Genomic DNA, 22,027 nt, shown 5'->3' on the forward strand with positions numbered 1-22,027 from the left:
GCGTGCGCGTGCTAGCGTTTGGGGTCGAGTGAGATGTTGACTGGTCCTACCAGTTTCTTCGGGCAGTACTGTTTATTCACGGTTCTATCTGGCTAGATTGGCGCTATAAGTCAAAGTGGTCCTACCAGCAGGGGTGTACGCAGTGGGTACTGAAGGCAAGGCCAAGGTCGCCGACCAGGTGGCCGAACGGGTCGAGCGGCTTATCGTCGAAGGCGTGCTCAAGGTGGGCCAGGCGCTGCCGTCGGAGCGGCGGCTGGTGGAAAAGCTTGGCTGTTCACGTTCGGCCTTGCGCGAAGGCCTGCGCATTCTGCGTGGGCGCGGCATCATCGACACTGAACAGGGGCGGGGTTCGTTCGTCGCCGATCTCACCGGGCAGGCGGGTGCTACGCCTTTGATGCACCTGTTCAGTTCGCAACCGCGCACGCTGTTCGACCTGCTGGAGGTCAGGGCGTTGCTGGAGGCTGAGTCGGCGCGGCTGGCGGCGTTGCGGGCTACCGACGTCGACCGCCTGCTGATCCGCCGGCGTTACGAAGAAATGCTGGCTGCGCACGAGGCTGCGCAGGCGCTCGATGCCCGTGAGCATGCCCGCCGTGACCATGCCTTTCACCGGGCGATCAGCGAGGCGTCGCATAACCCGGTGCTGGTGCATACCCTGCAATCGCTCAGTGACCTGACGTTGAGCACGGTGTTTGCGTCGGTCAACAACTTGTACTGCCGGCCAGCGCAGAAACGCCAGATTGATCGGCAGCATGCGCGGTTGTATCGCGCAGTCATGGAGCAACTGCCCGAGCAGGCGCAGCGGGCGGCGCGTGAGCATATCAACGGCATACGCGACAGTTTGCGGGAGATCGAGCAGGAAGAGCAGCGCCTGGTCAGGGCGACCATGCGTATGGATGGCTGGGCGTGAAGCGGCCTTGTATCGGCCCTCTCGCGTCGAACCGCCGCGAAAGGGCCGGTACAGGTTTACTCAATGGTCAGCCACAGGGTCATCTTGCGACAGGATGGCCCGGGCCAGCTCTTCGTCGTTGGCCTGCAGCCCAGGATGGTCCTTGCGGGCCTGTTCAAGCGCCGACTCCACATAGGCGCCGCGGATGGCACCGCCGCTGGCGACGAACGCTGAAAGTTCGTCACGGGCCGGGATGATCCGTTTGTCATCCTTGAAGGTCGAATACAGCGAAGCGGAAATACCGGCCGAGGTGGCGACGTCGCCCGCATCGACGCGGGCCAGGGCAGCACCGGCAGGCACCAGGAGCAGCAGCGCAGGGGCGAGCAGTAGGTGGCGCATGTCGTGTTCTCCAGTAACGTGAAGCACAGGGAAATAAACCACTCAGTGTCTAAGACGGTTGAGGCGTTCGGGTAGTTCCCTTCTGCTGGCAGGAGCGTGGCGGGGATGAAGGTGCACCTGCCGCTGACGATATGGCTGAACGCACGGTTTTCAAGGTGTCGACGGAGCGCGTCATGGATTGACCGCGTCGGGACGCGCATGATTTGCTTGGGTGGAGGGGCTTCGCGGGCAAACCCGCAGAGCGCCCTGCCGATCATTCAAAGGAAACTGAAGGTTCGCTCATGTCCGACTACAGGCTGCATTGCTTCGCCGAATCCGGCAACGCCTACAAGGCTGCGCTCATGCTTGAACTCACCGGCCAGAACTGGCAGCCGGTGTTCGTCGACTTCTTCCATGGCCAGACGCGTGAGCAAGCCTGGCGCGATGAGGTGAATGAGCAGGGCGAGGTGCCGGTGATGGAGCATGCTGGCAAGCGCTTCACCCAGTCTGCGCTGATTCTGGAATACCTTGCCGAACAGACCGGCCAGTTCGGGCCCCGTGATGAAGATGAAAAGCGTGAGATCTGGCGCTGGATGCTGTTCGACAACCATAAGTTCACCAGCTATTACGCTGCGCTGCGCTTTCTGTTTTGCCTGAAGAACACCGGCGAAACCGATGTCACGCGGTTCCTGCGCGAGCGTGCCACGGCGGCTTACCGTATTGTCGACGCGCACCTGGCGAAGACGCCATTCATGGTCGGTGGCCGGTTGACCATTGCCGACCTGTCGTTGGCGGGGTATGTGTTCATGCCAGAAGACACCGGTATCCCGTTGACAGCGTTCACGCACATCGAGGCCTGGAAAGCCCGGATCCAGGCGCTGCCGGGGTGGAAACACCCGTATGAGCTGATGCCGCGCACGGCATCCTGACTCATTCACGACTAAAGCCGCCTGCACAGCGGCTACGCCAAATCATGTGTGTGGCACACCCCGAGTGGGTGCGCCGCCCGCATACTCCGGCTTCAGGTGCCCTTGCTCATCCAGCAGATAAGCATCCATCACTTCCCGCACCACCGGCCCTGCGACCCGGCCTCCAGCCTCACCGTTCTCGATCATGACCGCCACCACCACACTGGGGTGCTCAGCCGGAGCGAAGCCGACAAACAGGGCGTTGTCGCGGTGGCGCTCCAGGGTCTTGTTGCGGTTGTAACGCTCACCCTGCTTGATCGCCACCACCTGCGCGGTACCACTCTTGCCGGCGATCCGATACTGCGCGCCTGCCGCTGCGGCGCGGGCAATGCCGCGCGGGTCGTGCATGACCATCTGCATGCCCTGGCTGACCTGGTCCCAGGCATGCTTGTCGTGCAGCACGATGTCGGGCATGGGGTTTGGGTCGATCGGCGTATCGCCACCCACGGTCATGGCCAGGTGCGGGCGGTGCCACACGCCCTTGCTTGCCAGCAGGCTGGTGGCCTGGGCCAGCTGCAGGGGGGTGACCTGCATGTAACCCTGGCCAATGCCAAGGATCAGCGTCTCGCCCGGGAACCAGGCCTGGCGTCGTGTGGCGCGCTTCCACTCGGCCGAGGGCATCAGCCCGGAGGCTTCCTCGAACATGTCCAGCGACACCTTCTGGCCCAGGCCGAACTCAGCCATGTAGTCGTGCAGGCGGTCGATGCCCAGCTTGTGCGCCAGGTCGTAAAAGTAGGTGTCGTTGGAGCGCATGATGGCGGTGTACATGTCCACCCAGCCGTCGCCGCTGCGGTTCCAGTTGCGGTACTTGTGGTCATAGTTGGGCAGTTCGTAGTAGCCCGGGTCGAACACCCGGCTGCCAGGGGTGATCACCCCGCTGTCGAGGCCAGCGATGGCCACTTCAGGCTTCACGGTCGAGCCAGGCGCATACAGGCCGCGCAGGACGCGGTTGAACAGTGGGCGGTCGATGGAGTCGCGCAGCGCGGCATACTGCTTGAAGCTGATACCCTTGACGAACAGGTTGGGGTCGAAGCTGGGGTTGCTGACCATCGCCAGTACGTCACCATTGGCCGGGTCCAATACCACCACCGAGCCACGGCGGTCACCCAGCGCTTTTTCTGCGGCTATCTGCAAATGGGCGTCCAGGGTGAGGACTATATCCTGCCCAGGGGTCGGGTCCTTGTGGTTGAGCACGCGCATCACCCGCCCCTGAGCGTTGGTCTCGACCTCTTCGTAGCCCACGTGGCCATGCAGCTGGTTTTCGTAAAAGCGCTCGATGCCGGTCTTGCCAATCGATTGGGTGCCGCGGTACTCCGTGCTGTCGAGCGTCTTGGCTTCTTTCTCGTTGATGCGTCCCACATAGCCCACTGAATGCGCGAAATGCCCGGCCAGTGGATACTCGCGGATGAACTGCGGCTCCACCTCCAGGCCCGGCAGGCGGAACTGGTTCACCGCTACCAGGGCGATCTGCTCCTCGCTCAAGCCCACCATAAGGGTCACGGGCTCGAACGGTTTGCGGCCACGGCGCAGGTCCTTGTCGAACTGCTTACGGTCGTCTTCGGTCAGGCCCAGCACCTGCGTCAGGGTGTCGAGCACCTTGGCCGAGTCGCCGCCTGATCGCTCGCGGGTCATGGTCAGGTCGAAGCTGGGCTTGTTGTCGGCCAGTACCACGCCGTTGCGGTCATAGATCAGCCCGCGTTCGGGGGCGATGGGCAGCACGTGCACGCGGTTGTTTTCCGACACGGCCGTTTGTTGGTCGTGCTGCAGCACTTGCAGCACATAGAGCCGGCCCACCAGGACAGCGCACAGGCTGAACACCATGGCAGCGCAGGCCAGAAGCCGACGGTTGACCAGGTGCTTTTCCTTTTCGTGGTCCTTTAGCGGGATGGGTTGCGGCATCTGTGAATCGATCCTGAGGGGTGGCAATACGCGCGCGATCGGGCCGCGGATGCTACGCAACCCGTACCGCACCCTCAAGGCGAGTCCCGGCTGCCGGCTGGCTGGCATCGGCTGTGCGCCCCATGATCAGGGCGCTGAGGGGGAACATGAAGATTTGTTCATTGCGTAGTCATGGTGGTGAGTCAAAGGGTGGTTTTTGATGGTTTGTGGATCCACAATTCGATTGTGTTCGTTAATCGAACATCAAGTTTCTTTGGTTGTAAATTTATAACCTATTGAATTTAATAATAAAAAATATGATTTTGCCTAACGATGAGCTGAGGTTGGTCGCGCCTGATTGATAGGCAGTGCTTTCGTAACGTTGTCTGTGGATCCATTATCTGGTTGATTAGCGCCTGACAACGGCCGGAGCCCTCCTGCCGTATGCGATAACAATTACAAAAAGGGTCCAGTCATGAATGGCTATCCAGCGGCACTGAACCGTCAAGGTTCCTCCCGTTGCGCCTGCGCGTGCGCATCGTTCCTCTCGCCTGTGGCCAAGCCTGGCCGGCAGGTGACCCCATGAATACCGATCTCAAGCAACGTCTGGACAACGACCCGATGGGGCGCTTTCAGTGCCTGGCCATTGGTATTTGCATCATCCTCAACATGATCGATGGCTTCGACGTGCTGGTCATGGCCTTCACCGCCGCCTCGGTGTCTGCCGAGTGGAACCTGAATGGGGCGCAGGTAGGGCTTCTGCTCAGTGCCGGCTTGTTCGGTATGGCGGCCGGGTCATTGTTCATCGCGCCGTGGGCTGACCGCTTTGGCCGACGCCCGCTGATCCTGTTGTGCCTGGCGCTGTCCGGTATCGGCATGCTGCTCTCGGCACTGAGCCAGAGCCCGTTGCAACTGGCGCTGCTGCGTGGCCTGACCGGGCTGGGCATCGGTGGCATCCTGGCCAGCAGCAATGTGATTGCCAGTGAATATGCCAGCAAACGCTGGCGCGGCTTGGCGGTGAGCCTGCAGTCCACTGGCTATGCGCTGGGTGCGACCCTGGGCGGTTTGCTGGCGGTATGGCTGCTGGGGCATTGGGGCTGGCGCTCGGTATTTCTGTTTGGCGGCATCGTCACCGTACTGGTGATCCCGCTGGTACTGCTGTGGTTGCCAGAGTCGCTGGACTTTCTGCTGGCACGCCGGCCGGCCAATGCGCTGGCCCGGGTCAACCGCCTGGCCGTGCGCCTCGGCCAGCCGGCATTGGCGCAACTGCCGGCTGGTGCCGCACGGGCAGAAGGTGCCAGCAGCGGTTTCAAGCAGCTGCTGGCGCCGGCCATGCGCCGCACCACGCTGGTGATCTGGTTGCTGTTCTTCCTGGTCATGTTCGGCTTCTACTTCGTCATGAGCTGGACGCCGAAACTGTTGGTGGCCGCCGGCTTGTCGGCCCAGCAAGGCATCACCGGCGGGGTGCTGCTGAGCGTGGGCGGCATCCTTGGCGCGGCGCTGATCGGCGGCCTGGCTTCGCGCTGGCCACTGACGCGCGTGCTGGCGTTGTTCATGCTCATTACCGCCGCGCTGCTGGTGCTGTTCGTGGCCAATGGCGCGTCGGTCACTGCGGCGCTGGCGTTGGGCCTGCTGATCGGGCTGTTTTCCAACGGCTGCGTGGCTGGGCTGTATGCCTTGTCGCCGGTGGTCTATGACGCATCGGTACGTGCCACCGGTGTGGGTTGGGGGATCGGCATCGGCCGCATGGGCGCAATCCTGTCGCCGACCGTGGCTGGCGTGCTGCTCGATGGTGGCTGGCAACCCCTGCATCTGTACGGCGTGTTTGCCAGCGTGTTCGTGCTTGCCGCGGGTTGCCTGCTGCTGTTGCGCCCCACGACCAAGCCTGCGTCCGCCTTGCCTGCTGATGCACTGAGCCACTGAGTGCAACCCGGCTTTGCCGGGTATCTGAATGCAACTTGCTGCTCCGGGTCATGCTGGCCTGGGGCGGTCTGCTGCGCCTATTGAACGTGGAGAACAATAATAATGATGGACACAACTTGCACGCTGGCCCGTTCGGCCCTGGCAGTTTCGCTGGCGTTTGGCCTTGGTTTGCCGGCCTGGGCGCAAGAGGGGGGCTTCTTTGAAGATGCCAAGGGTGGGCTGACACTGCGCAACTACTACTTCAACCGCGATTTCCGCGACCCGGGGGCCCCCAAGGGCAAGGTTGAAGAGTGGGCCCAGGGTTTCATCTTCAAGTTCAGCTCGGGCTACACCCCGGGGCTGATCGGTTTTGGCCTGGACGGTATCGCCCTGTTCGGCGTGAAGCTGGACAGCGGCGGCGGGACCAGCGGCTCTGAACTGTTGCCGGTGCACGATGACGGGCGGGCGGCCGACGACTACGGTCGAGCCGGGCTGGCGGCGAAGCTGCGTATGTCCGCGACCGAACTGAAGGTCGGGGAGTTGTTGCCGGATATTCCACTGCTGCGTTACGACGATGGCCGCCTGCTACCGCAGACCTTCCGTGGTGCCATGCTCGACTCGCGGGAAATCGAAGGCCTGAGCCTGCAGGCCGGCCAGTACCGTGAGGTGAGCCTGCGCCACTCTTCGGACATGCAGGACCTGTCTGCCTGGGCCGCGCCCGGGGTCACCTCGGACGGCTTCAACTACGCCGGCGCCGAGTACCGCTTCAACCAGCAGCGAACACTGATCGGCGCCTGGCACTCGCAGTTGGAGGACATCTACCAGCAGAGCTACTTCAACCTGCTGCACAGTCAGCGGGTAGGGGAGTGGACGTTGGGGGCCAACCTTGGCTACTTCATCGACCGGGATGACGGGCAGGCGCGCATCGGCGACATCCAGAGCCGCACCGGCTACGCCTTGTTGTCAGCTTCGCACAGTGGCCACACGCTGCACCTGGGGTTGCAGAAGGTCAGTGGTGACAGCCAGTGGATGTCGGTGTACGGCAGCAGTGGGCGAACCCTGGGCAACGACATGTTCAACGGCAACTTCAGCAATGCTGACGAGCGTTCGTGGCAAGTGCGTTATGACTACAACTTTGCCGCGCTCGGTGTGCCAGGGCTGCTGGCCATGGTGCGGTACGGGCATGGCGAGAACGCCACCACGGCGGCGGGCAGCAATGGCAAGGAGTGGGAGCGCGATACCGAGGTGAACTACACCTTCCAGAGCGGGTTTTTGAAGAACCTCAACATCCGGCTGAACAACGCGACCAACCGGCGCAGCTTCAACAGCGACTTCGACCAGACGCGACTGATCGTCAGCTACCCGCTGACCTTGTAGGAACGGGTTCAGCCGCGAACACCGGCGCAGCCGGTGCGATGTTCCGCGTCGCCTGCTTCGCGGGTAAACCCGCTCCTACATCTACGGCGCATGTCTTGCGCCCGGTTGGTTTCTTGGCACGCGCCCCCCCGTAGGAGCGGGTTCACCCGCGAACACCGGCAAAGCCGGTGCCATGTTCCGCGTCGCCTGCTTCGCGGGTAAACCCGCTCCTACATCTACGGCGCATGTCTTGCGCCAGGTTGGTTTCTTGGCGCGCGCCCCCCGTAGGAGCGGGTTCACCCGCGAACACCGGCAAAGCCGGTGCCATGCCTCGCGTCGCCTGCTTCGCGGGTAAACCCGCTCCTACACAGGTCAGCAACAACCCCACGGCTTGCGCTAAGATGCCCGCTCATGTCTTTGGAAGTCGCCTGGATGAGCAAACCCGGTCAAATGGTGCTGGTTGCGTTGCGCAAGATGATCGCTTCGGGCGAGCTGGCGGCCGGCGAGCGCTTGATGGAAGTCCCAACCGCCGAACTGTTCGGCGTTTCACGCATGCCGGTGCGCATGGCATTTCGCACCCTCGAACAGGAAGGCCTGCTGGTGCGTTTTGGTGGCCGGGGGTTTCAGGTGCGTTCGGTCAGCGCCGATGACATCGCGGGTGCGGTCGAGGTGCGCGGTGTGCTGGAGGGGTTGGCGGCGCGTCAGGCTGCAGAACGTGGCTTGTCGGTGCAAGCACGCGCTGCGCTGCAACAGTGCCTGGTCGACGGCGATCAATTGTTCGACAAGGGCTTTGTGAGCGAAGACGACTTGCAGGTCTATCACGACCTGAACATGCGCTTTCATCAGGTGATCATCGACGCCAGCCACAACCCGGCCATTGCCGTTGCCTTGGCGCGCAACGATCACCTGCCATTCGCCTCGGTCACCGCACTGGCGGTGGACCGCCATGACCTGGCTCGCGAGTACCGGCGCTTCAACTTCGCCCATATGCAGCACCACGCCGTGTTCGACGCCCTGGTCAACCGCCAGGGTGCCCGCGCCGAAGCGATCATGCGCGAGCACGCCAATGCCACCTTGCGCTATGCCGAAACCTTTGGTGGGGCAGCGGCGGACGTGAGCATGAAAGTCATCCTGCCCTCGTCGTAAGCCGGGTCAGATGTCCAGCACCAGCAGCGGCGTCTTCGAGCGCGAGCAGCAGGGCGTGAACTGATCGTTCAGGGCCTGTTCCTCTTCGGTGAGAAACAGATCGCGATGGTCCGGTGTGCCCTGCAGCACGCGTGTCAGGCAGGTGCCGCAAATACCCTGCTCGCACGACATGGCGATCTCGATACCGTTGTCTTCCAGCACCTGCACCACGGTCCGGTCGGCTGGCACCTCGAACACCTGGCCCGTGCTGCCCACCTGCACCGAGAAACTGCCATCGTTGCTGGCATCCACCGGTGCTGCGGCGAAGTACTCGCGGTGCAGGTTGGCCTCCTGCCAGCCCAACCCCTTCGCGCTGTCCAGCACATGCTGCATGAACCCGCCGGGCCCGCATACATACAGGTGCACATCAGCTTGCGGGTTGCCCAGCACCTGGGCGATGTCCAGCGCCGTTTCCGGCTGCTCGTCAAAATGCACGAACAGCCGATCGGCGAACGGCGCGCTGCGAATCCGCTCGACAAACGCCGCTCGCTCGCTGGAGCGGGCACAGTAGTGCAACTCGAAGGCCTGGCCGCTGTGGGACAGCTGCTCGGCCATGCACAGGATTGGGGTAATGCCGATGCCGCCAGCGAACAGCACACTGCGCTGCGCACCCTCGGCCAGCGGGAACAGGTTGCGTGGCGCACTGATACGCAGCCGGGCACCGGCCTGTACCTGCTCGTGCAGGCTACGTGAGCCGCCCCGCGAAGCCGGGTCGTTGAGCACGCCTATCAGATAGCGATGGCGTTCTTCGGGGTGGTTGCACAGCGAATACTGGCGCACCAGCCCGTCGGGCAGGTGCACGTCGATATGGGCACCGGCGCTGAACGCCGGCAGCAGGCTGCCATCTGCCGCTGCCAGCTCGAAGCTGCAGATACCCTGCGCTTCATCGTTACGGGAGACCACTACGGCATCGATCATGTCGGCTGTTCCTCAGGCAGGGGTGGCGCTGGTGGCGATCAGTTGCGGCTGCGGCGCCCGCTCTTTGGCGATGATCCGCTCCAGCACTTTGCGTGACTGCACGCCGCCGGCATCGATGTTCAGCTTCAGCAAGTTGCGCTCGGGGTAGGCCAGCAGGTTCTGCTGCTGGCGTTCGAGCATTTCCAGGTCTTCGCTGAAAATCTTGCCCTGGCCCTCACGAATGTTGTCGGTCAGGGTCTGGTCGTGCGCAGCGAAATTGCGCGCCATGCCCCAGAAGTACCAGATAGAGGTATCGCTTTCCGGAGTGATGAAGTCGACCACGATGCTCGATGCCTTGTGCTGTGCCTCGGCGTGATAGCCGCCCTTGCCGGCATGCGCTACACCCACCTCGATCAGCACATGGCTAGGTGGGGTGAAACGGCAGATCTGCCAGCGGTCCACCGGTACATCGTCGGCCAGGCCGTTGCCACGCAAGGCCATGCGCCAGAACGGCGGCGCCATGATGTTTTCCATGTGCCGGGCGGTGACCACTTCGTCGCCGGTGACGGTGGTGACCGGCGGTGCCTCGTCGATCTCCTTCTGACCGATGCTGGACGCGTGCACATAGGTTTCATGGGTGAGGTCCATGAGGTTGTCGATCATCAGGCGGTAGTCGCAACCGATGTGGAACAGCCCGCCGCCGTAGGCCCACTCATCATTCACCGCCCATTCCAGATGCGGAATCAGCGCCGGGTCGGCCTGCGCCTGGTCACCGGGCCAGACCCAGATGAAGCCATAGCGCTCGACGGCCGCAAAGGTCTTGTTGCAGGGGAAGCCACGCACCCGTTGGCCCGGCATCGACACGGTCTTGCCGTCGCAACCCATCACCAGGCCGTGGTAGCCGCACACCAGGTTGCCGTCCTCGACATAGCCCAACGACAACGGTGCGCCGCGGTGCGGGCAGAAGTCCTCGACGGCGGCGATTTGATTCTCTCGGGCGCGGTAGAACACGATTTTTTCCCCGCAGATCTGCCGGCCCAGGGGTTTGGTGGCGATTTCGTCGGGGGTGCAGGCGACGTACCAGGTGTTTTTAGGGTACATGGGAGGCTCTCCGGGGTTTTGTTTTTATTTAATGGATCCATTAAGGCCGCGACTGGCATGCAGGTCAATGAGTTTTGCTTGGTAGCTACGGATTCTGTGCGATTATCGGTTTTTAGTGGATCCATTGATAGGGCGCCCTTGCGATTCGAGGGGGCGTCTGCAGCAGCACGTCGTCTGAACAGGAAGGCACCGCGAGATCGATCAAAGCGGCCAGTGCAGGAGCAGGCTTGGCCGAACCTGCTATGCCTAAAGGGACACCCCACCCATCAAGGCCACTCGATGCTAGCCATCGAACAACTCTACAAATCATTCCCCACCCCCCAAGGCCCGCTTCCCATATTGCAGGGGGTAGACATGCGCCTGGCGCGGGGCAGCAGCCTGGCGCTGATGGGCGAGTCGGGCAGCGGCAAGAGCACTTTGCTGCACCTGTTGGCTGGCCTGGACCGAGCGGACAGCGGCCGTATTCTGATCGACGATGTGCCGCTCGATGGCCGTTCGGAAGCGTCGCTGGCGCAGTGGCGACGGGAGGGGATCGGCCTGGTGTTTCAGCAGTACAACCTGATCAGCAGCCTGGACGTGGGCCTGAACCTTACCTTCCAGGCACGTCTCGCCGGGCGGCATGACCCGCAGTGGGCGGCTTACCTGGCGCAGCGCCTGGGCCTGGCGGACCTGCTTGAGCGTTACCCGGAACAACTGTCTGGCGGCCAGCAGCAGCGCGTCGCCATCGGCCGTGCGCTTGCCGGGCGCCCGGCCTGGCTGTTGGCTGACGAACCGACCGGCAGCCTCGATGAAGCCAGCAGTGACGAGGTGCTGAGTTTGTTGCTGCAGTTGGTCGCCGAAGCCGGCAGCGGGGTACTGATGGTGACCCACAGCCCGCGGCTGGCGGCACGTTTGCAGCATCGTTGCTACCTGCAGGCCGGCCGTGTGCGGCCCGAGCAGGGCTGATGAAGCTTTTGTCGCTGGCCCTGTTGGCGCTGCTCAGCCACTGGCGGCGCCATCGTGTGCAGTGCTTCAGCATCTTCACTGGCCTGTGGCTGGCCACGGCGCTGTGGACCGGTGTGCAGGCGTTGAACAGCCAGGCACGCAGCGACTATGCCCGGGCCAGCGCGGTATTGACCGGGCCGCTGCAGGCGCAACTGATCGCGCGCAATGGCGAGCGCTTCGATCAGGCGTTGTACGTGCAACTGCGCAGGCAGGGCTGGGCTGTTTCGCCGGTACTGGAAGGGCGCTTGCGCTTGCCGGGCGAGCCCGCACGCAGTGTGCGGCTGATCGGCATCGAACCGTTGAGCCTGCCGCCTGCCGGCAGCATTGCCGGGGTGCAGGTGCAGGCATTCGACCTGCAAGCGTTCATCGGCACGCCCGGGCAAGCCTGGGTTGGGCCAGATACCTTGCGTCAGCTGGACACCAGCCCTGGGCAGCCGACCCGCGACAGTGAAGGGCAGTTGCTGCCGCCTATGGTTTTGCAGCCTGCGTTGGCACCCGGGGTCATCGTGGTGGACATCGGCCACGCGCAGACGTTGCTGAACGCACCGGGCCAGTTGTCTCGTCTGCTGCTGGCTGATACGCCCGGGCCGTTGCCTGCGGATATTGCCCGCCACCTTGAACTGCAGCCGCGGCAGGACGATGGCGGCTTGCAGCGCCTCACCGACAGTTTCCACCTCAACCTGACCGCCCTCGGCCTGCTGGCGTTCGTTGTCGGCTTGTTCATCGCCCACGCCGCGATCGGTCTGGCGCTGGAGCAGCGCCGTGGGCTGATCCGCAACCTGCGCGCGTGCGGCATCAGCCTGAAGACCCTGCTGGGTGCCCTGGTGCTGGAGCTGGGCCTGTTCGCGGCAGTGGGTGGGCTGGCCGGGGTGGCCAGTGGTTACGCATTGGCCGCGTGGCTGTTGCCCGACGTGGCCGCCAGCCTGCGTGGTCTGTATGGCGCCCAGGTCGCCGGCACGTTGAGCCTGCCGGCGGGGTGGTGGCTGCTGGGTGTGCTGGTAAGTGTACTCGGGGCATTGCTGGCCGGGCTGGAGAGTGTAATGCGTGCTGCCCGGTTGCCTTTGCTGGCGCTGGCGCAACCCCAGGCCTGGCGACTGGCGCAGGGGCCGTGGTTGCAACGGCAGGCTTGGCTAGCGGGCCTGCTGCTGTTGCTGGCCTTGGGCTGTGGTGTATTCGGGGCTGGCCTGCTTAGCGCGTTCGGCATGCTGGCAGGGTTGCTGCTGGCGGCGGCGCTGCTGTTGCCGGTCTTGCTCGATCGGGTACTGGCCTGGCTGGCGCGTCGTTGCCACCGGCCCTTGGCGCAATGGTTCGTGGCTGACAGCCGCCAGCAACTGCCAGCCTTGAGCCTGGCGCTGGTCGCCCTTTTGCTGGCGCTGGCTGCCAGTGTTGGCGTGGGCAGCATGACCGAGGGTTTTCGCAAGACGTTTGTCGGTTGGCTTGATCTGCGCCTCTCCGCCGACCTGTATGTCACCCCACGGGATACGGCCCAAGGCTTGCAGATAGTCGAGTGGCTCAAGCAGCAACCTGTGGCCAGCGTGGTCCTGCCCGGCTGGCGCGCAGACATGCAGCTGCAAGGTTGGCCGGTGCAAGTGCAGGGCATTGTCGATCACCCCGCCTATCGAACGCGCTGGCCATTGCTGGAAAAGCATTCGCGCGCCTGGCAGCAACTGGCCAGCGGACAAGGTGTGATGCTCAGTGAGCAGTTGGCCAGGCGATTGAACCTGCAACTGGGCGACAGCCTGCAGCTGCCCGCAGGCACGCCAGCCTTGCCCGTGGTCGGGATCTACGCCGATTACGGCAACCCCAAGGGGCATGTACTGGTCAATGCTGGCTGGTTGCGCGCCCACTGGCCACAGGCAACCCTGGCCGGCTTGAGTGTCGACCTGAGCGCTGAACGGGTGCCGGTGCTCAAGGCCGCGCTGCAACAGCACTTTGCCCTGGATGACAGCCGGGTGGTCGAGCAGGCGCGCCTGAAACGCTGGTCGACCGACGTCTTCAACCGCACCTTTACCGCCACCGCAGCCCTCAACAGCCTTACCCTTGGCGTGGCCGGTGTGGCGTTGTTCATCAACCTGCTGACCCTGGGCCAGGCCCGGCTGGGCCAGTTGGCACCGCTGTGGGCGCTGGGGGTGCGGCGCATGCAACTGGTCTGGCTGAGCCTGGGGCAGACACTCATGCTAAGCAGCTTCACCGTGCTGCTGGCAATCCCGCTTGGGTTGCTGCTGGCCTGGTGCCTGGTCGCGGTGGTGAACGTGCAGGCATTCGGCTGGCGTTTACCGCTGTATGTGTTCCCCATGCAACTGCTGCAGCTGACCGTGCTGGGCATGCTCACCAGCCTGATCGCCTGTGCCTGGCCGCTGTGGCAGCTGGCGCGCCGCCAGCCGCGCGAACTGTTGAGGCCGTTGGCCGATGAAGCTTAATGCGTTGCTGTTGCTGAGCGGGTTGTTGTGCGGCTGTGATCAGCCAGCACCGCAGAGCTATGCCGGGCTCGGGCAGCAGGCTGGCGAGTTTAGCCAGGTGACCCGCGATCATCGTCTGGTATTCCCGCATGACCACGGTCCCCACGACGGCTTTCGTATCGAGTGGTGGTATGTCACCGCTAACCTCAAGGACACCCAGGGCCGAGATTGGGGTGCCCAGTGGACACTGTTCCGCTCAGCCCTGCGCCCCGGCCCGGAGACCACCGGCTGGAACAGCCCGAACCTGTGGATGGGGCATGCAGCACTGACCGGGCCGGGTGGCCATCAGGCTGCTGAAACCCTGGCGCGAGGGGGGATCGGCCAGGCCGGCGCGCAGGCCCAGCCGTTTCGCGCATGGATCAATGACTGGGTGTTACAGGGCCGGGGCGGCATTGAAGACCTGCAGATGGTCGCAAGTGGCGAAGGTTTTCGCTATGACTTGCAGTTGCACAGCGATCTTTCCTTGGTGCTGCATGGTGAGCAGGGCTACAGCGAAAAATCAGGCAAGGGCCAGGCTTCGTACTATTACAGCCAGCCGTTCTACCAGGTCCAGGGGCAGGTCCAGCGTGGCAGCCTGTGCATCGCGGTTACCGGGCAGGCCTGGCTGGACCGGGAATGGAGCAGTCAGCCGCTGGCGCCCGGGCAGACCGGCTGGGACTGGTTTTCCCTGCACCTGGACAGTGGCGCCAAGCTGATGCTGTTCCAGGTACGGGAGGCCCACGGGGAACCGTATCGCGCCGGGACCTGGGTAGGGCCGCAAGGGGACGTGATGGCGCTGGACGCCGCACAGATTCAGCTGCAGGCCCTGGCCTGGTCTGCGCAGAAAAACGGCAAGCAGGTGCCCACGCGTTGGCGGGTGCAAGTGCCGGACCATGGGGTGGATGTGCAGGTCGATGCCGTGGAGCCGCAGGCGTGGATGCAGACACGGTTCCCGTATTGGGAAGGGCCGGTACGCTTGAACGGGAGTGCGGGCGGGCGCGGGTATCTGGAGATGACCGGGTACTAGTGCAACAACGTTTGCGCAAGACAGATGCGCCCACAAAGGTCGCGCCAGGCCCTTCAATCCTTGATCAGCCCTCGCAGCACTGCCCGCGCTTCTTCAGTACGCAAGCACTCGATGAACAGTCGGCTTTCCCGCGCCACCGTGGCCTCCAGCTCTGCCCGCTGGCTGTCCTTGAGCAGCCGCTTGCTGATCCGCAGTGCCGCCTGCGGGTAGCCTTGCAGCTGCCGCGCCAGCGTGCGGGCAGCGTCCAGGCACTGTTCGCCGTTTTCATGCAGCTCATTGGCCAGCCCCCAGGCCAGCATCTGTTCGCCATCCAGCAATGCATTGGTCAGCAGCAAGCGTGCCGCCCGGGCCTGGCCAAGCACACGCGGCAACAGCAGGCTGGAACCAAACTCCGGGCACACACCCAGCGGCGCGAAAGGCATGCGCAGCTTGGTCGAGCGGCTGACCAGCACCTGGTCGCAGTGCAGCAACAGGGTGGCCCCGATGCCGATCGCCGCACCACTGACCGCTGCGATCAGCGGCTTGTCCAGGCCCATGACCACCCGCATCAGGCGGAACACCGGGCTGTCCAGGTCGCTGGGTGGGTTGTCGAGGAAGTCGCGAAGGTCGTTGCCAGCGCTGAAGCAGTGCGGCCCACCGGTGATGATGATGGCATCGACAGCGGGGTCTTCACCTGCCGCCAGCAACAGGTCGCCCAGCAGCTGGTACATGGCAGTGTTCAGGGCATTGAGCTTGTCGGGGCGGTTGAAGGCCAGGGTCAGCAGGCCTTGGTCCAGCTCGCGTGTGATCAGGTCGTTCATGGCAGCCGCTTTTGTTGTTGTGAGGGGGCCCTGCCGGGCAGTGGCGCTTAGGGTTTATCACGCAGTCCGGCTTGTTGTACAGTCGTTCAGTCCAGCCCCTAACCAGAGACCCACCGATGACTCAGGAAGCCCGCTACCACCGCATGCTGCCGGAACTGCGCAAAGCCAACCTGGTCGAGGCGACCCTGGTGTGCCTCAAACGCCATGGTTTCCAAGGGGCTTCGATCCGCAAGATCTCGGCTGAGGCCGGGGTCTCGGTCGGGCTGATCAGCCACCATTACGCGGGCAAGGACGAACTGGTGGCAGAGGCTTACATGGCCGTCACCGGTCGGGTGATGGGTTTGTTGCGCGAGGCCATGGCCCAAGCTGCGCCCAATGCCCGCGAGCGGTTGTCGGCGTTCTTCCGTGCCTCGTTCTGCGCCGAGCTGCTCGACCCGCAATTGCTCGATGCCTGGCTGGCCTTCTGGGGCGCGGTGAAGACCGCCGACGCGATCAACCAGGTGCACGACCACTCCTACGGCGAGTACCGCAACGAACTTGGCCAGCTGCTGGCCAGACTGGCCGAAGAGGAGGGCTGGCAGGGCTTCGATGCCGACCTGGCGGCCATCAGCCTGAGCGCCTTGCTCGACGGCCTGTGGCTGGAGTCGGGCCTGAACCCCGGCACCTTCACCCCCGAGCAGGGCGTGATCATCTGCGAGGCCTGGGTCGACGGCCTGCAGGCCGGCGGCCGGAGGCGCTTCAGCCTGTCCAAGGGCTGTTGATCACCTGTTCAGTAACGAGTACGCTGCTGTCGCGAGTGTGTAGAACAACACCAATAAAAAGAGACAACACGCAATGACGCCTCGGGTATTGATCGTCGATGACGATCCGCTTATTCGTGACTTGCTGCAGGCCTACCTGTCCCAGGAGGGCTACGACGTACACTGCGCCGACACCGCGGAAAGGGCCGAAGCCCTGCTTGCCAGCCAGGATGTCGACCTGGTGCTGCTGGACATCCGCCTGCCCGGCAAGGACGGCCTCACCCTGACCCGCGAACTGCGGGTGCGCTCGGAGGTTGGCATCATCCTCGTCACCGGGCGCAATGACGACATAGACCGCATCGTTGGCCTGGAATGCGGTGCAGATGACTACGTGATCAAACCACTCAACCCCCGCGAACTGGTGTCCCGGGCGAAAAACCTGATCCGCCGCGTGCGCCATGCCCGCGAGGCGCACCCCGCCCCGGCCTGCGCGCAATCGCTGAAGCAGTTCGCCGACTGGGCGCTGGATACCGACCGCCGGCGCCTGATCGACGCCCGTGGCGGGCAAACCCTGCTGACCCACGGCGAGTTCCAGTTGCTCAGCGTGTTCCTGCGCAACAGCGGCCACACCCTCAGCCGCGACCAGTTGATGGACCAGATTCGCAACCGCGAGTGGGTGCCCAACGACCGCTCCATCGACGTGCTGGTCGGCCGCCTGCGGCGCAAGCTGCATGACGACCCCGCCGAACCGCAGTTGATCATCACCATTCACGGCACCGGCTACCTGTTCACCGCCAGCGTGGCAGCATGATTCATCGCGCCTGGCGATTGGCGCTGGCCTTGACGTGGCCCACTCTGCACGCCAGTGCCGGTGAACCCGTGCGTTACTGTGACTACCCGGTGTACCCGCCCATTTCCTGGAGCGACGGCCACCAGGTGCGCGGCCTGGCCCCAACCGTGGTGCGCGAACTGTTCGCGCGCATGGGCTACGAGGTGCAAACCGTGGTGCTGGGCAACTGGAAGCGCTGCCTGATGGACGCCGCCGCCGGGCGGGTGGACGTGGTCCTGGCCTACAACAGCGACCAGCGTGACCAGCGCATGCGTTTTTCCACGGAGCCGGTGGTGCGCGAGGAGGTGGCCGTGTTCTACAACCGCAAGCGACCGGTGCAGTTCCAGCAGCTGGAGGACCTGGCCGGTTACCGCGGCGGCCTGCTGTACGGTGAAAGCTATGGCGCCGAGTTCGACCGCTTCGTCGCCCGCCACCAGAACATCGAGCGGGTATCGTCCAGTCAGCAGAATTTCGGCAAGCTGATCCGCGGGCGCATCGACTACGTAATCCAGGAGCGGCGCACCGGCCAACTGTTCATCGAGCACCTGCCCGGTGCGCAGGACATCCGCGTATTGCCCAGCGCGCTGAGCGTGGACTACCTGCGGGTAGCCGTATCGCGGCAATCACCCCTGAGCCAGCACATGGACGAAATCGACGCGCAGTTGCGGCGCATGAACCAGGCTGGCGAGATCGCGCGCTGGCTGGAGCAGAGCGAGGTCACCTACCGCGACATGATCAACCTGCCGGCAGATGCCCGATGATTCGCCTGCACACCGATGGCCTGCTGCGACGCCTGCTGCGGTTCATCCTGTTGTTCAGCCTGTGCTTTACCGTACTGGCCAGTAGCGTGCAGCTGTATTTCGAATACCGCCGCGAGATGCGCGACATCGAGGCGCGCATGGCGTTGATCCGCGCAGGCTACCTCGCCAGCCTGGAGCGCAGCCTGTGGGACTTGGACGAGGCGCAGCTGGATACGCAATTGCGCGGCCTGGTGGATTTTTCCGACGTGGCCCGGGTGCGCTTGGTTAGCGATGATTTTCAACTGCTGCGAGGAGAGGCCGAACCCAAGGGGCCGCTGCGCATCGAGCGCTTCCCCCTGGATTATCAGCCCCCCTCGGGCCCCGCCAGGCACCTGGGTGAGCTTGAAGTGAGTATCGACTTGGGTGCGGTGCACCATCGGTTGTATGCCACCGGCCTTGCCAGTTTGCTGTGGATGGGCGTGTTCCTGTGTGGCCTGGCAGTGGCGCTGTCGGGGCTGTTCTATCGCCTGGTCACCCGCCATCTGCAAGTGATGGCCGAGTTCGCCCGGCGTATTGGCGCCGGCCAATGGCAGGAACCGTTGCGCCTGGGGCGCCGCCGTTCATCGCGCCCTGACGAGATCGACACGGTGGCCAATGCCCTGGACGATATGCGCCGCGCCATCCTCAGCGACATTGAACGCCGCGAGCGCGACCGCCTGGCGTTGCAAGACAAGCGCGACGAACTGCAGGCCATGGTCGAACGACGTACCGCCAGCCTGGCCCGGGCCAAGGATGACGCCGAGGCCGCCAACCTGGCCAAGTCACGCTTCCTGGCGACCATGAGCCACGAACTGCGCACCCCGCTCAACGGTATCCTGGGCATGGCCGAGCTGCTACGCGGTGGCCGGCTGGAAGCGGCCGACCGTCAGCGCCTGGAAGCCTTGTACAAGGCCGGCGAGGGGCTGTTGGCGATTCTCAACGAAGTGCTGTATTTCGCCCGGCTCGAAGAAGGTGAGAGCCGCGCCGAGCTGGTCGGCTTTTCGCTGCGCCAGTTGTGCCAGGAAGTGCTGGCGCTGCTCGAACCCATGGCCGCGGACAACGGCGACACACTGCATCTGGAGATTGATGAGCAATTAGCCGGTTACCAGCACGGCGCCGAGCAGTACCTGCGTCAGGTGCTCAGCAACCTGCTGGCCAATGCCATCAAATTCACCGAGCACGGCCAGGTGCGGCTCAAGGTGCAGGTGCTGGTCAGCGAGGCGACCACGCAGCGCCTGCGGCTGTCGGTCAGTGACAACGGCATCGGCATCGAGCCGGCCGTACAGGCAAAAATCTTCGACCGCTTCGTCCAGGCCAGCGAGGCCGTGGCACGCCGCTACGGCGGCACCGGTCTGGGACTGGCGATCTGCAAGCACCTGGTGGAAAAGCTGGGGGGCTGCATTGGCCTGGACAGTGTACAAGGGCAGGGCAGCTGCTTCTGGTTCGAACTCGACATCGCCCTTGGGCAGCCGGTTGCGGCCAATACCCCGGCCCAGTCGGTCAGCGCCAGCCTGGATATCCTGGTGGTCGAGGACGTCGCGCTGAACCGTGAGGTGGCGAGCGGCCTGCTGGTGCGCGATGGCCACCGGGTGAACTTTGCCGAGGATGCCGGGCAGGCCCTGCAGTTGTGCGCACAGCGGCGCTTCGACTTGATCCTGCTGGACGTTCACCTGCCCGGCATGAGCGGGGTGGAACTGTGCCGGCAGCTTCGCGCCACCCCCGGGCCTAACCACCACAGCCGGATCGTGGCGCTGACCGCTGGCGTGCAACCGGGGCAACTGTCGGATTACCTGGAAGCCGGCATGCAAGGTGTGCTGGCCAAGCCCCTGCGGCTGGCCAACCTGCGCCAGGCGCTGGCCGACGCAACGCCGACTGAAGAGGCCGGTATTGACGCGAACATGGACTGGTCGCTGCTGGCCACCCACCGCTCGCTGCTGGGCGAGCAGAAGCTGCAGGGCCTGCTGAATGTGTTGCGCCAGTCACTGGAGCAGCACGCCACGGCGTTGGCCGAGGCGCTGCCGGCCCAGGACTTTACCGAGGTGCTGCACCTGGCCCATCGCCTGGCCGGCAGTTGCGACTCCCTGGGTTTTTCTGGCCTGGCTGCGCTGTTGCGACGCCTGGAAGACGCAGCCCGCCAGCATGATGGGCAGGCGCTGAACGCACTGGCCGAGCCACTGGCAAGCCAGCTCGGCCAGGCCCGTGCGACCCTGGAACAGCTGATTCAGAGCTGACGTACAAAAAACTTACGACTTTTTACATCTTCGATCCGTTCGTACAACGGCACCTTACATCCGTTTCCAATAATCCATGGCAACCGTGTTGCACGCGGTCCATGAGGCTTATTGGAGACAAGAATAATGACATGCCGTAGCGCTCAGCCCCTCGTTCGCATTGCCAAACGCACCTGCCGCAATGGTGAGGTGCGCCATGACTGACAACGTTGAAAAGATCCAGCTCACCCGCGCCCTGAAAAGCCGACACATCTTCATGCTGTCGCTGGGTGGGGTTATTGGAACCGGCCTGTTCATGGGCTCGGGCGTAACCATCAATCAGGGTGGGCCGGTGGGCGCGATCCTGGCTTACCTGGTCGCCGGCTTGCTGATGTACCTGGTGATGGTCTGCCTGGGTGAGCTGTCGGTGCAGATGCCAGTGTCCGGTTCGTTCCAGGCCCACGCCACTAAGTACATTGGCCCGGCCACCGGCTTCATGATCGGCTGGGTGTACTGGATGAGCTGGGCCACCACCGTAGGCCTGGAGTTCACCGCTGCCGGCATGTTGATGACCCGCTGGTTCCCGGAGGTGCCTATCTGGTACTGGTCGGCGTTGTTCGTGGTGGTGCTGTTCGGCCTCAACGCCCTGGCCACGCGTGCCTTTGGCGAGGCCGAGTACTGGTTCTCGGGCATCAAGGTGGCAACCATCCTCGGCTTCATCGTCATTGGCCTGCTGGTGATCTTCGGTGCCATCCCCCTGAGCAGCGGGGCACCCGCACCGATGCTGAACAACCTGGTGGGCGAGTCGCTGTTCCCCCACGGCCTGTCGGCAGTGTTCGCGGTGATGATGACCGTGGTCTATGCCTTCCAGGGTTGCGAAATCATGGGGGTGGCGGCTGGTGAGACCGAGCACCCGGAAAAAAGCATCCCGCGGGCGGTGCGCAATGTGGTGTTCCGCGTGCTGATCTTCTATGTGCTGGCGATTGCCGTGCTGTCGGCCATTGTGCCGCACGAGCAGGCCGGGCTGATGGAAAGCCCGTTCGTGCAGGTGTTCGACATGGTCGGCATCCCTTACGCCGCCGACTTGATGAACTTCGTCATCCTTACGGCCATCCTCTCGGTGGGTAACTCTGGGTTGTATGCCTCCACGCGCATCCTCTGGGCCATGTCCAAGACTGGCATGGCACCGAAAAGCCTGTCGCCGCTGAGCAAGCGTGGCGTGCCGCTGCGGGCGCTGAGCATCACCCTGTGCTTTGCGCTGATTTCGCTGATGACCAGCTTCGTTGCGGCTGACACGCTGTTCATGGTGCTGATGGCGGTAAGCGGTATGTCCGGCACCGTGACCTGGATCGTCATCGCCCTGGCGCAGTACCGCTTCCGCAAGGCCTGGCTGCGCGACGGCGGGCAACTGCAGGACCTGAAGTACAAGGCGCCGCTGTACCCGCTGGTGCCGCTGCTGTGCATCACCCTGTGCAGCTCGCTGTTCGTGTTCCTGGCGCTGGATGAAACCCAACGACCGTCGCTGTACTGGGGCTTTGGCTTCATTGCCCTGTGCTATGCGGCGTACTTCTTCGTCAACCGCCGCCGGCAGGGCACCTTTGAGCCTAGCGCGTCTGGCGTTTGATTCACGATTGCCGGGGCCGCTTTGCGGCCCCTTTCGCGACACAAG

18 protein-coding genes are annotated in these 22,027 nt (G+C 63.9%); 13 read left to right on the forward strand and 5 right to left on the reverse strand.

Annotation, left to right across the window (positions count from 1 at the left end):
* The first annotated feature begins 142 nt into the window (after positions 1–142).
* Positions 143–907 (forward strand): transcriptional regulator GlcC, encoded by a 765-nt coding sequence (gene glcC / locus ACF8Q6_RS26370; RefSeq protein ID WP_392491455.1) that lies wholly within the window; start codon positions 143–145, stop codon positions 905–907.
* 60 nt (positions 908–967) lie between these two features.
* Here glcC and ACF8Q6_RS26375 read toward each other — a convergent pair whose 3' ends face one another.
* Positions 968–1,285 (reverse strand): DUF2388 domain-containing protein, encoded by a 318-nt coding sequence (locus tag ACF8Q6_RS26375; protein WP_017148260.1) that lies wholly within the window; start codon positions 1,283–1,285, stop codon positions 968–970.
* Between the two features lie 281 nt (positions 1,286–1,566).
* On the opposite strand from ACF8Q6_RS26375, the gene ACF8Q6_RS26380 reads away from it, so the two are divergent.
* Positions 1,567–2,193, forward strand: coding sequence for a glutathione S-transferase family protein (locus ACF8Q6_RS26380; RefSeq protein ID WP_392491456.1), 627 nt, complete (start codon positions 1,567–1,569; stop codon positions 2,191–2,193).
* 42 nt (positions 2,194–2,235) lie between these two features.
* Here the strand turns inward: ACF8Q6_RS26380 and mrdA are convergent, their stop codons facing one another.
* Complete coding sequence (gene mrdA / locus ACF8Q6_RS26385) at positions 2,236–4,131, reverse strand: penicillin-binding protein 2 (RefSeq protein ID WP_392491457.1); 1,896 nt, start codon at positions 4,129–4,131, stop codon at positions 2,236–2,238.
* Positions 4,132–4,692: 561 nt separating this feature from the next.
* Here mrdA and ACF8Q6_RS26390 point away from each other — a divergent pair.
* The 3 genes from ACF8Q6_RS26390 (at position 4,693) to ACF8Q6_RS26400 (ending at position 8,514) form a co-directional block, all read left to right on the forward strand.
* Complete coding sequence (locus ACF8Q6_RS26390) at positions 4,693–6,033, forward strand: MFS transporter (RefSeq protein ID WP_392491458.1); 1,341 nt, start codon at positions 4,693–4,695, stop codon at positions 6,031–6,033.
* 102 nt (positions 6,034–6,135) lie between these two features.
* Positions 6,136–7,389, forward strand: coding sequence for an OprD family porin (locus ACF8Q6_RS26395; protein WP_392491459.1), 1,254 nt, complete (start codon positions 6,136–6,138; stop codon positions 7,387–7,389).
* A gap of 411 nt (positions 7,390–7,800) precedes the next feature.
* On the forward strand, positions 7,801–8,514 hold the full coding sequence (locus ACF8Q6_RS26400) for a GntR family transcriptional regulator (protein WP_392494147.1): 714 nt from the start codon (positions 7,801–7,803) through the stop codon (positions 8,512–8,514).
* Positions 8,515–8,520: 6 nt separating this feature from the next.
* Here the strand turns inward: ACF8Q6_RS26400 and ACF8Q6_RS26405 are convergent, their stop codons facing one another.
* Together ACF8Q6_RS26405 and ACF8Q6_RS26410 are read right to left on the reverse strand one after the other, a co-directional pair.
* Positions 8,521–9,471, reverse strand: coding sequence for a PDR/VanB family oxidoreductase (locus ACF8Q6_RS26405; RefSeq protein ID WP_392494140.1), 951 nt, complete (start codon positions 9,469–9,471; stop codon positions 8,521–8,523).
* Positions 9,472–9,483: 12 nt separating this feature from the next.
* A complete protein-coding gene (locus tag ACF8Q6_RS26410) occupies positions 9,484–10,551 on the reverse strand; it encodes a Rieske 2Fe-2S domain-containing protein (RefSeq protein ID WP_392494141.1) in 1,068 nt (355 codons plus the stop codon).
* A gap of 279 nt (positions 10,552–10,830) precedes the next feature.
* On the opposite strand from ACF8Q6_RS26410, the gene ACF8Q6_RS26415 reads away from it, so the two are divergent.
* Genes ACF8Q6_RS26415 through ACF8Q6_RS26425 form a run of 3 tightly spaced genes read left to right on the forward strand, consistent with a single transcriptional unit; the run spans position 10,831 to position 15,000 of the window.
* Complete coding sequence (locus ACF8Q6_RS26415) at positions 10,831–11,496, forward strand: ABC transporter ATP-binding protein (protein ID WP_392494142.1); 666 nt, start codon at positions 10,831–10,833, stop codon at positions 11,494–11,496.
* Positions 11,496–13,955: an ABC transporter permease gene (locus ACF8Q6_RS26420; protein WP_392494143.1), complete on the forward strand. Its 2,460-nt coding sequence runs from the start codon at positions 11,496–11,498 to the stop codon at positions 13,953–13,955. The genes ACF8Q6_RS26415 and ACF8Q6_RS26420 overlap by 1 nt, the downstream gene beginning before the upstream one ends.
* On the forward strand, positions 13,945–15,000 hold the full coding sequence (locus ACF8Q6_RS26425; protein WP_392494144.1) for a lipocalin-like domain-containing protein: 1,056 nt from the start codon (positions 13,945–13,947) through the stop codon (positions 14,998–15,000). Before ACF8Q6_RS26420 ends, ACF8Q6_RS26425 begins: the two co-directional genes overlap by 11 nt.
* A 53-nt stretch (positions 15,001–15,053) precedes the next feature.
* Here the strand turns inward: ACF8Q6_RS26425 and ACF8Q6_RS26430 are convergent, their stop codons facing one another.
* A complete protein-coding gene (locus ACF8Q6_RS26430) occupies positions 15,054–15,800 on the reverse strand; it encodes an enoyl-CoA hydratase-related protein (RefSeq protein ID WP_019751073.1) in 747 nt (248 codons plus the stop codon).
* Between the two features lie 116 nt (positions 15,801–15,916).
* On the opposite strand from ACF8Q6_RS26430, the gene ACF8Q6_RS26435 reads away from it, so the two are divergent.
* The 5 genes from ACF8Q6_RS26435 to ACF8Q6_RS26455 all read left to right on the forward strand — a co-directional run bounded on the left by ACF8Q6_RS26435 (position 15,917) and on the right by ACF8Q6_RS26455 (position 21,982).
* Positions 15,917–16,561 carry a TetR family transcriptional regulator C-terminal domain-containing protein gene (locus tag ACF8Q6_RS26435; RefSeq protein ID WP_392494145.1) on the forward strand — a complete coding sequence of 215 codons (645 nt, stop codon included), beginning with the start codon at positions 15,917–15,919 and terminating at the stop codon, positions 16,559–16,561.
* Between the two features lie 73 nt (positions 16,562–16,634).
* Complete coding sequence (locus ACF8Q6_RS26440) at positions 16,635–17,351, forward strand: response regulator (RefSeq protein WP_003256139.1); 717 nt, start codon at positions 16,635–16,637, stop codon at positions 17,349–17,351.
* Entirely contained in the window at positions 17,348–18,130 is a 783-nt protein-coding gene (locus tag ACF8Q6_RS26445) for an ABC transporter substrate-binding protein (RefSeq protein WP_161775223.1), read from the forward strand. The genes ACF8Q6_RS26440 and ACF8Q6_RS26445 overlap by 4 nt, the downstream gene beginning before the upstream one ends.
* Positions 18,127–20,379, forward strand: coding sequence for an ATP-binding protein (locus tag ACF8Q6_RS26450; RefSeq protein ID WP_392494146.1), 2,253 nt, complete (start codon positions 18,127–18,129; stop codon positions 20,377–20,379). The genes ACF8Q6_RS26445 and ACF8Q6_RS26450 overlap by 4 nt, the downstream gene beginning before the upstream one ends.
* Before the next feature lie 196 nt (positions 20,380–20,575).
* The gene (locus tag ACF8Q6_RS26455; protein WP_161775221.1) at positions 20,576–21,982 is read left to right on the forward strand and encodes an amino acid permease; all 1,407 of its coding nucleotides are present in this window, start codon (positions 20,576–20,578) and stop codon (positions 21,980–21,982) included.
* Positions 21,983–22,027: the final 45 nt, after the last annotated feature.

Source organism: Pseudomonas sp. GLN_2, assembly GCF_043106005.1.
Lineage (GTDB): Bacteria > Pseudomonadota > Gammaproteobacteria > Pseudomonadales > Pseudomonadaceae > Aquipseudomonas > Aquipseudomonas alloputida.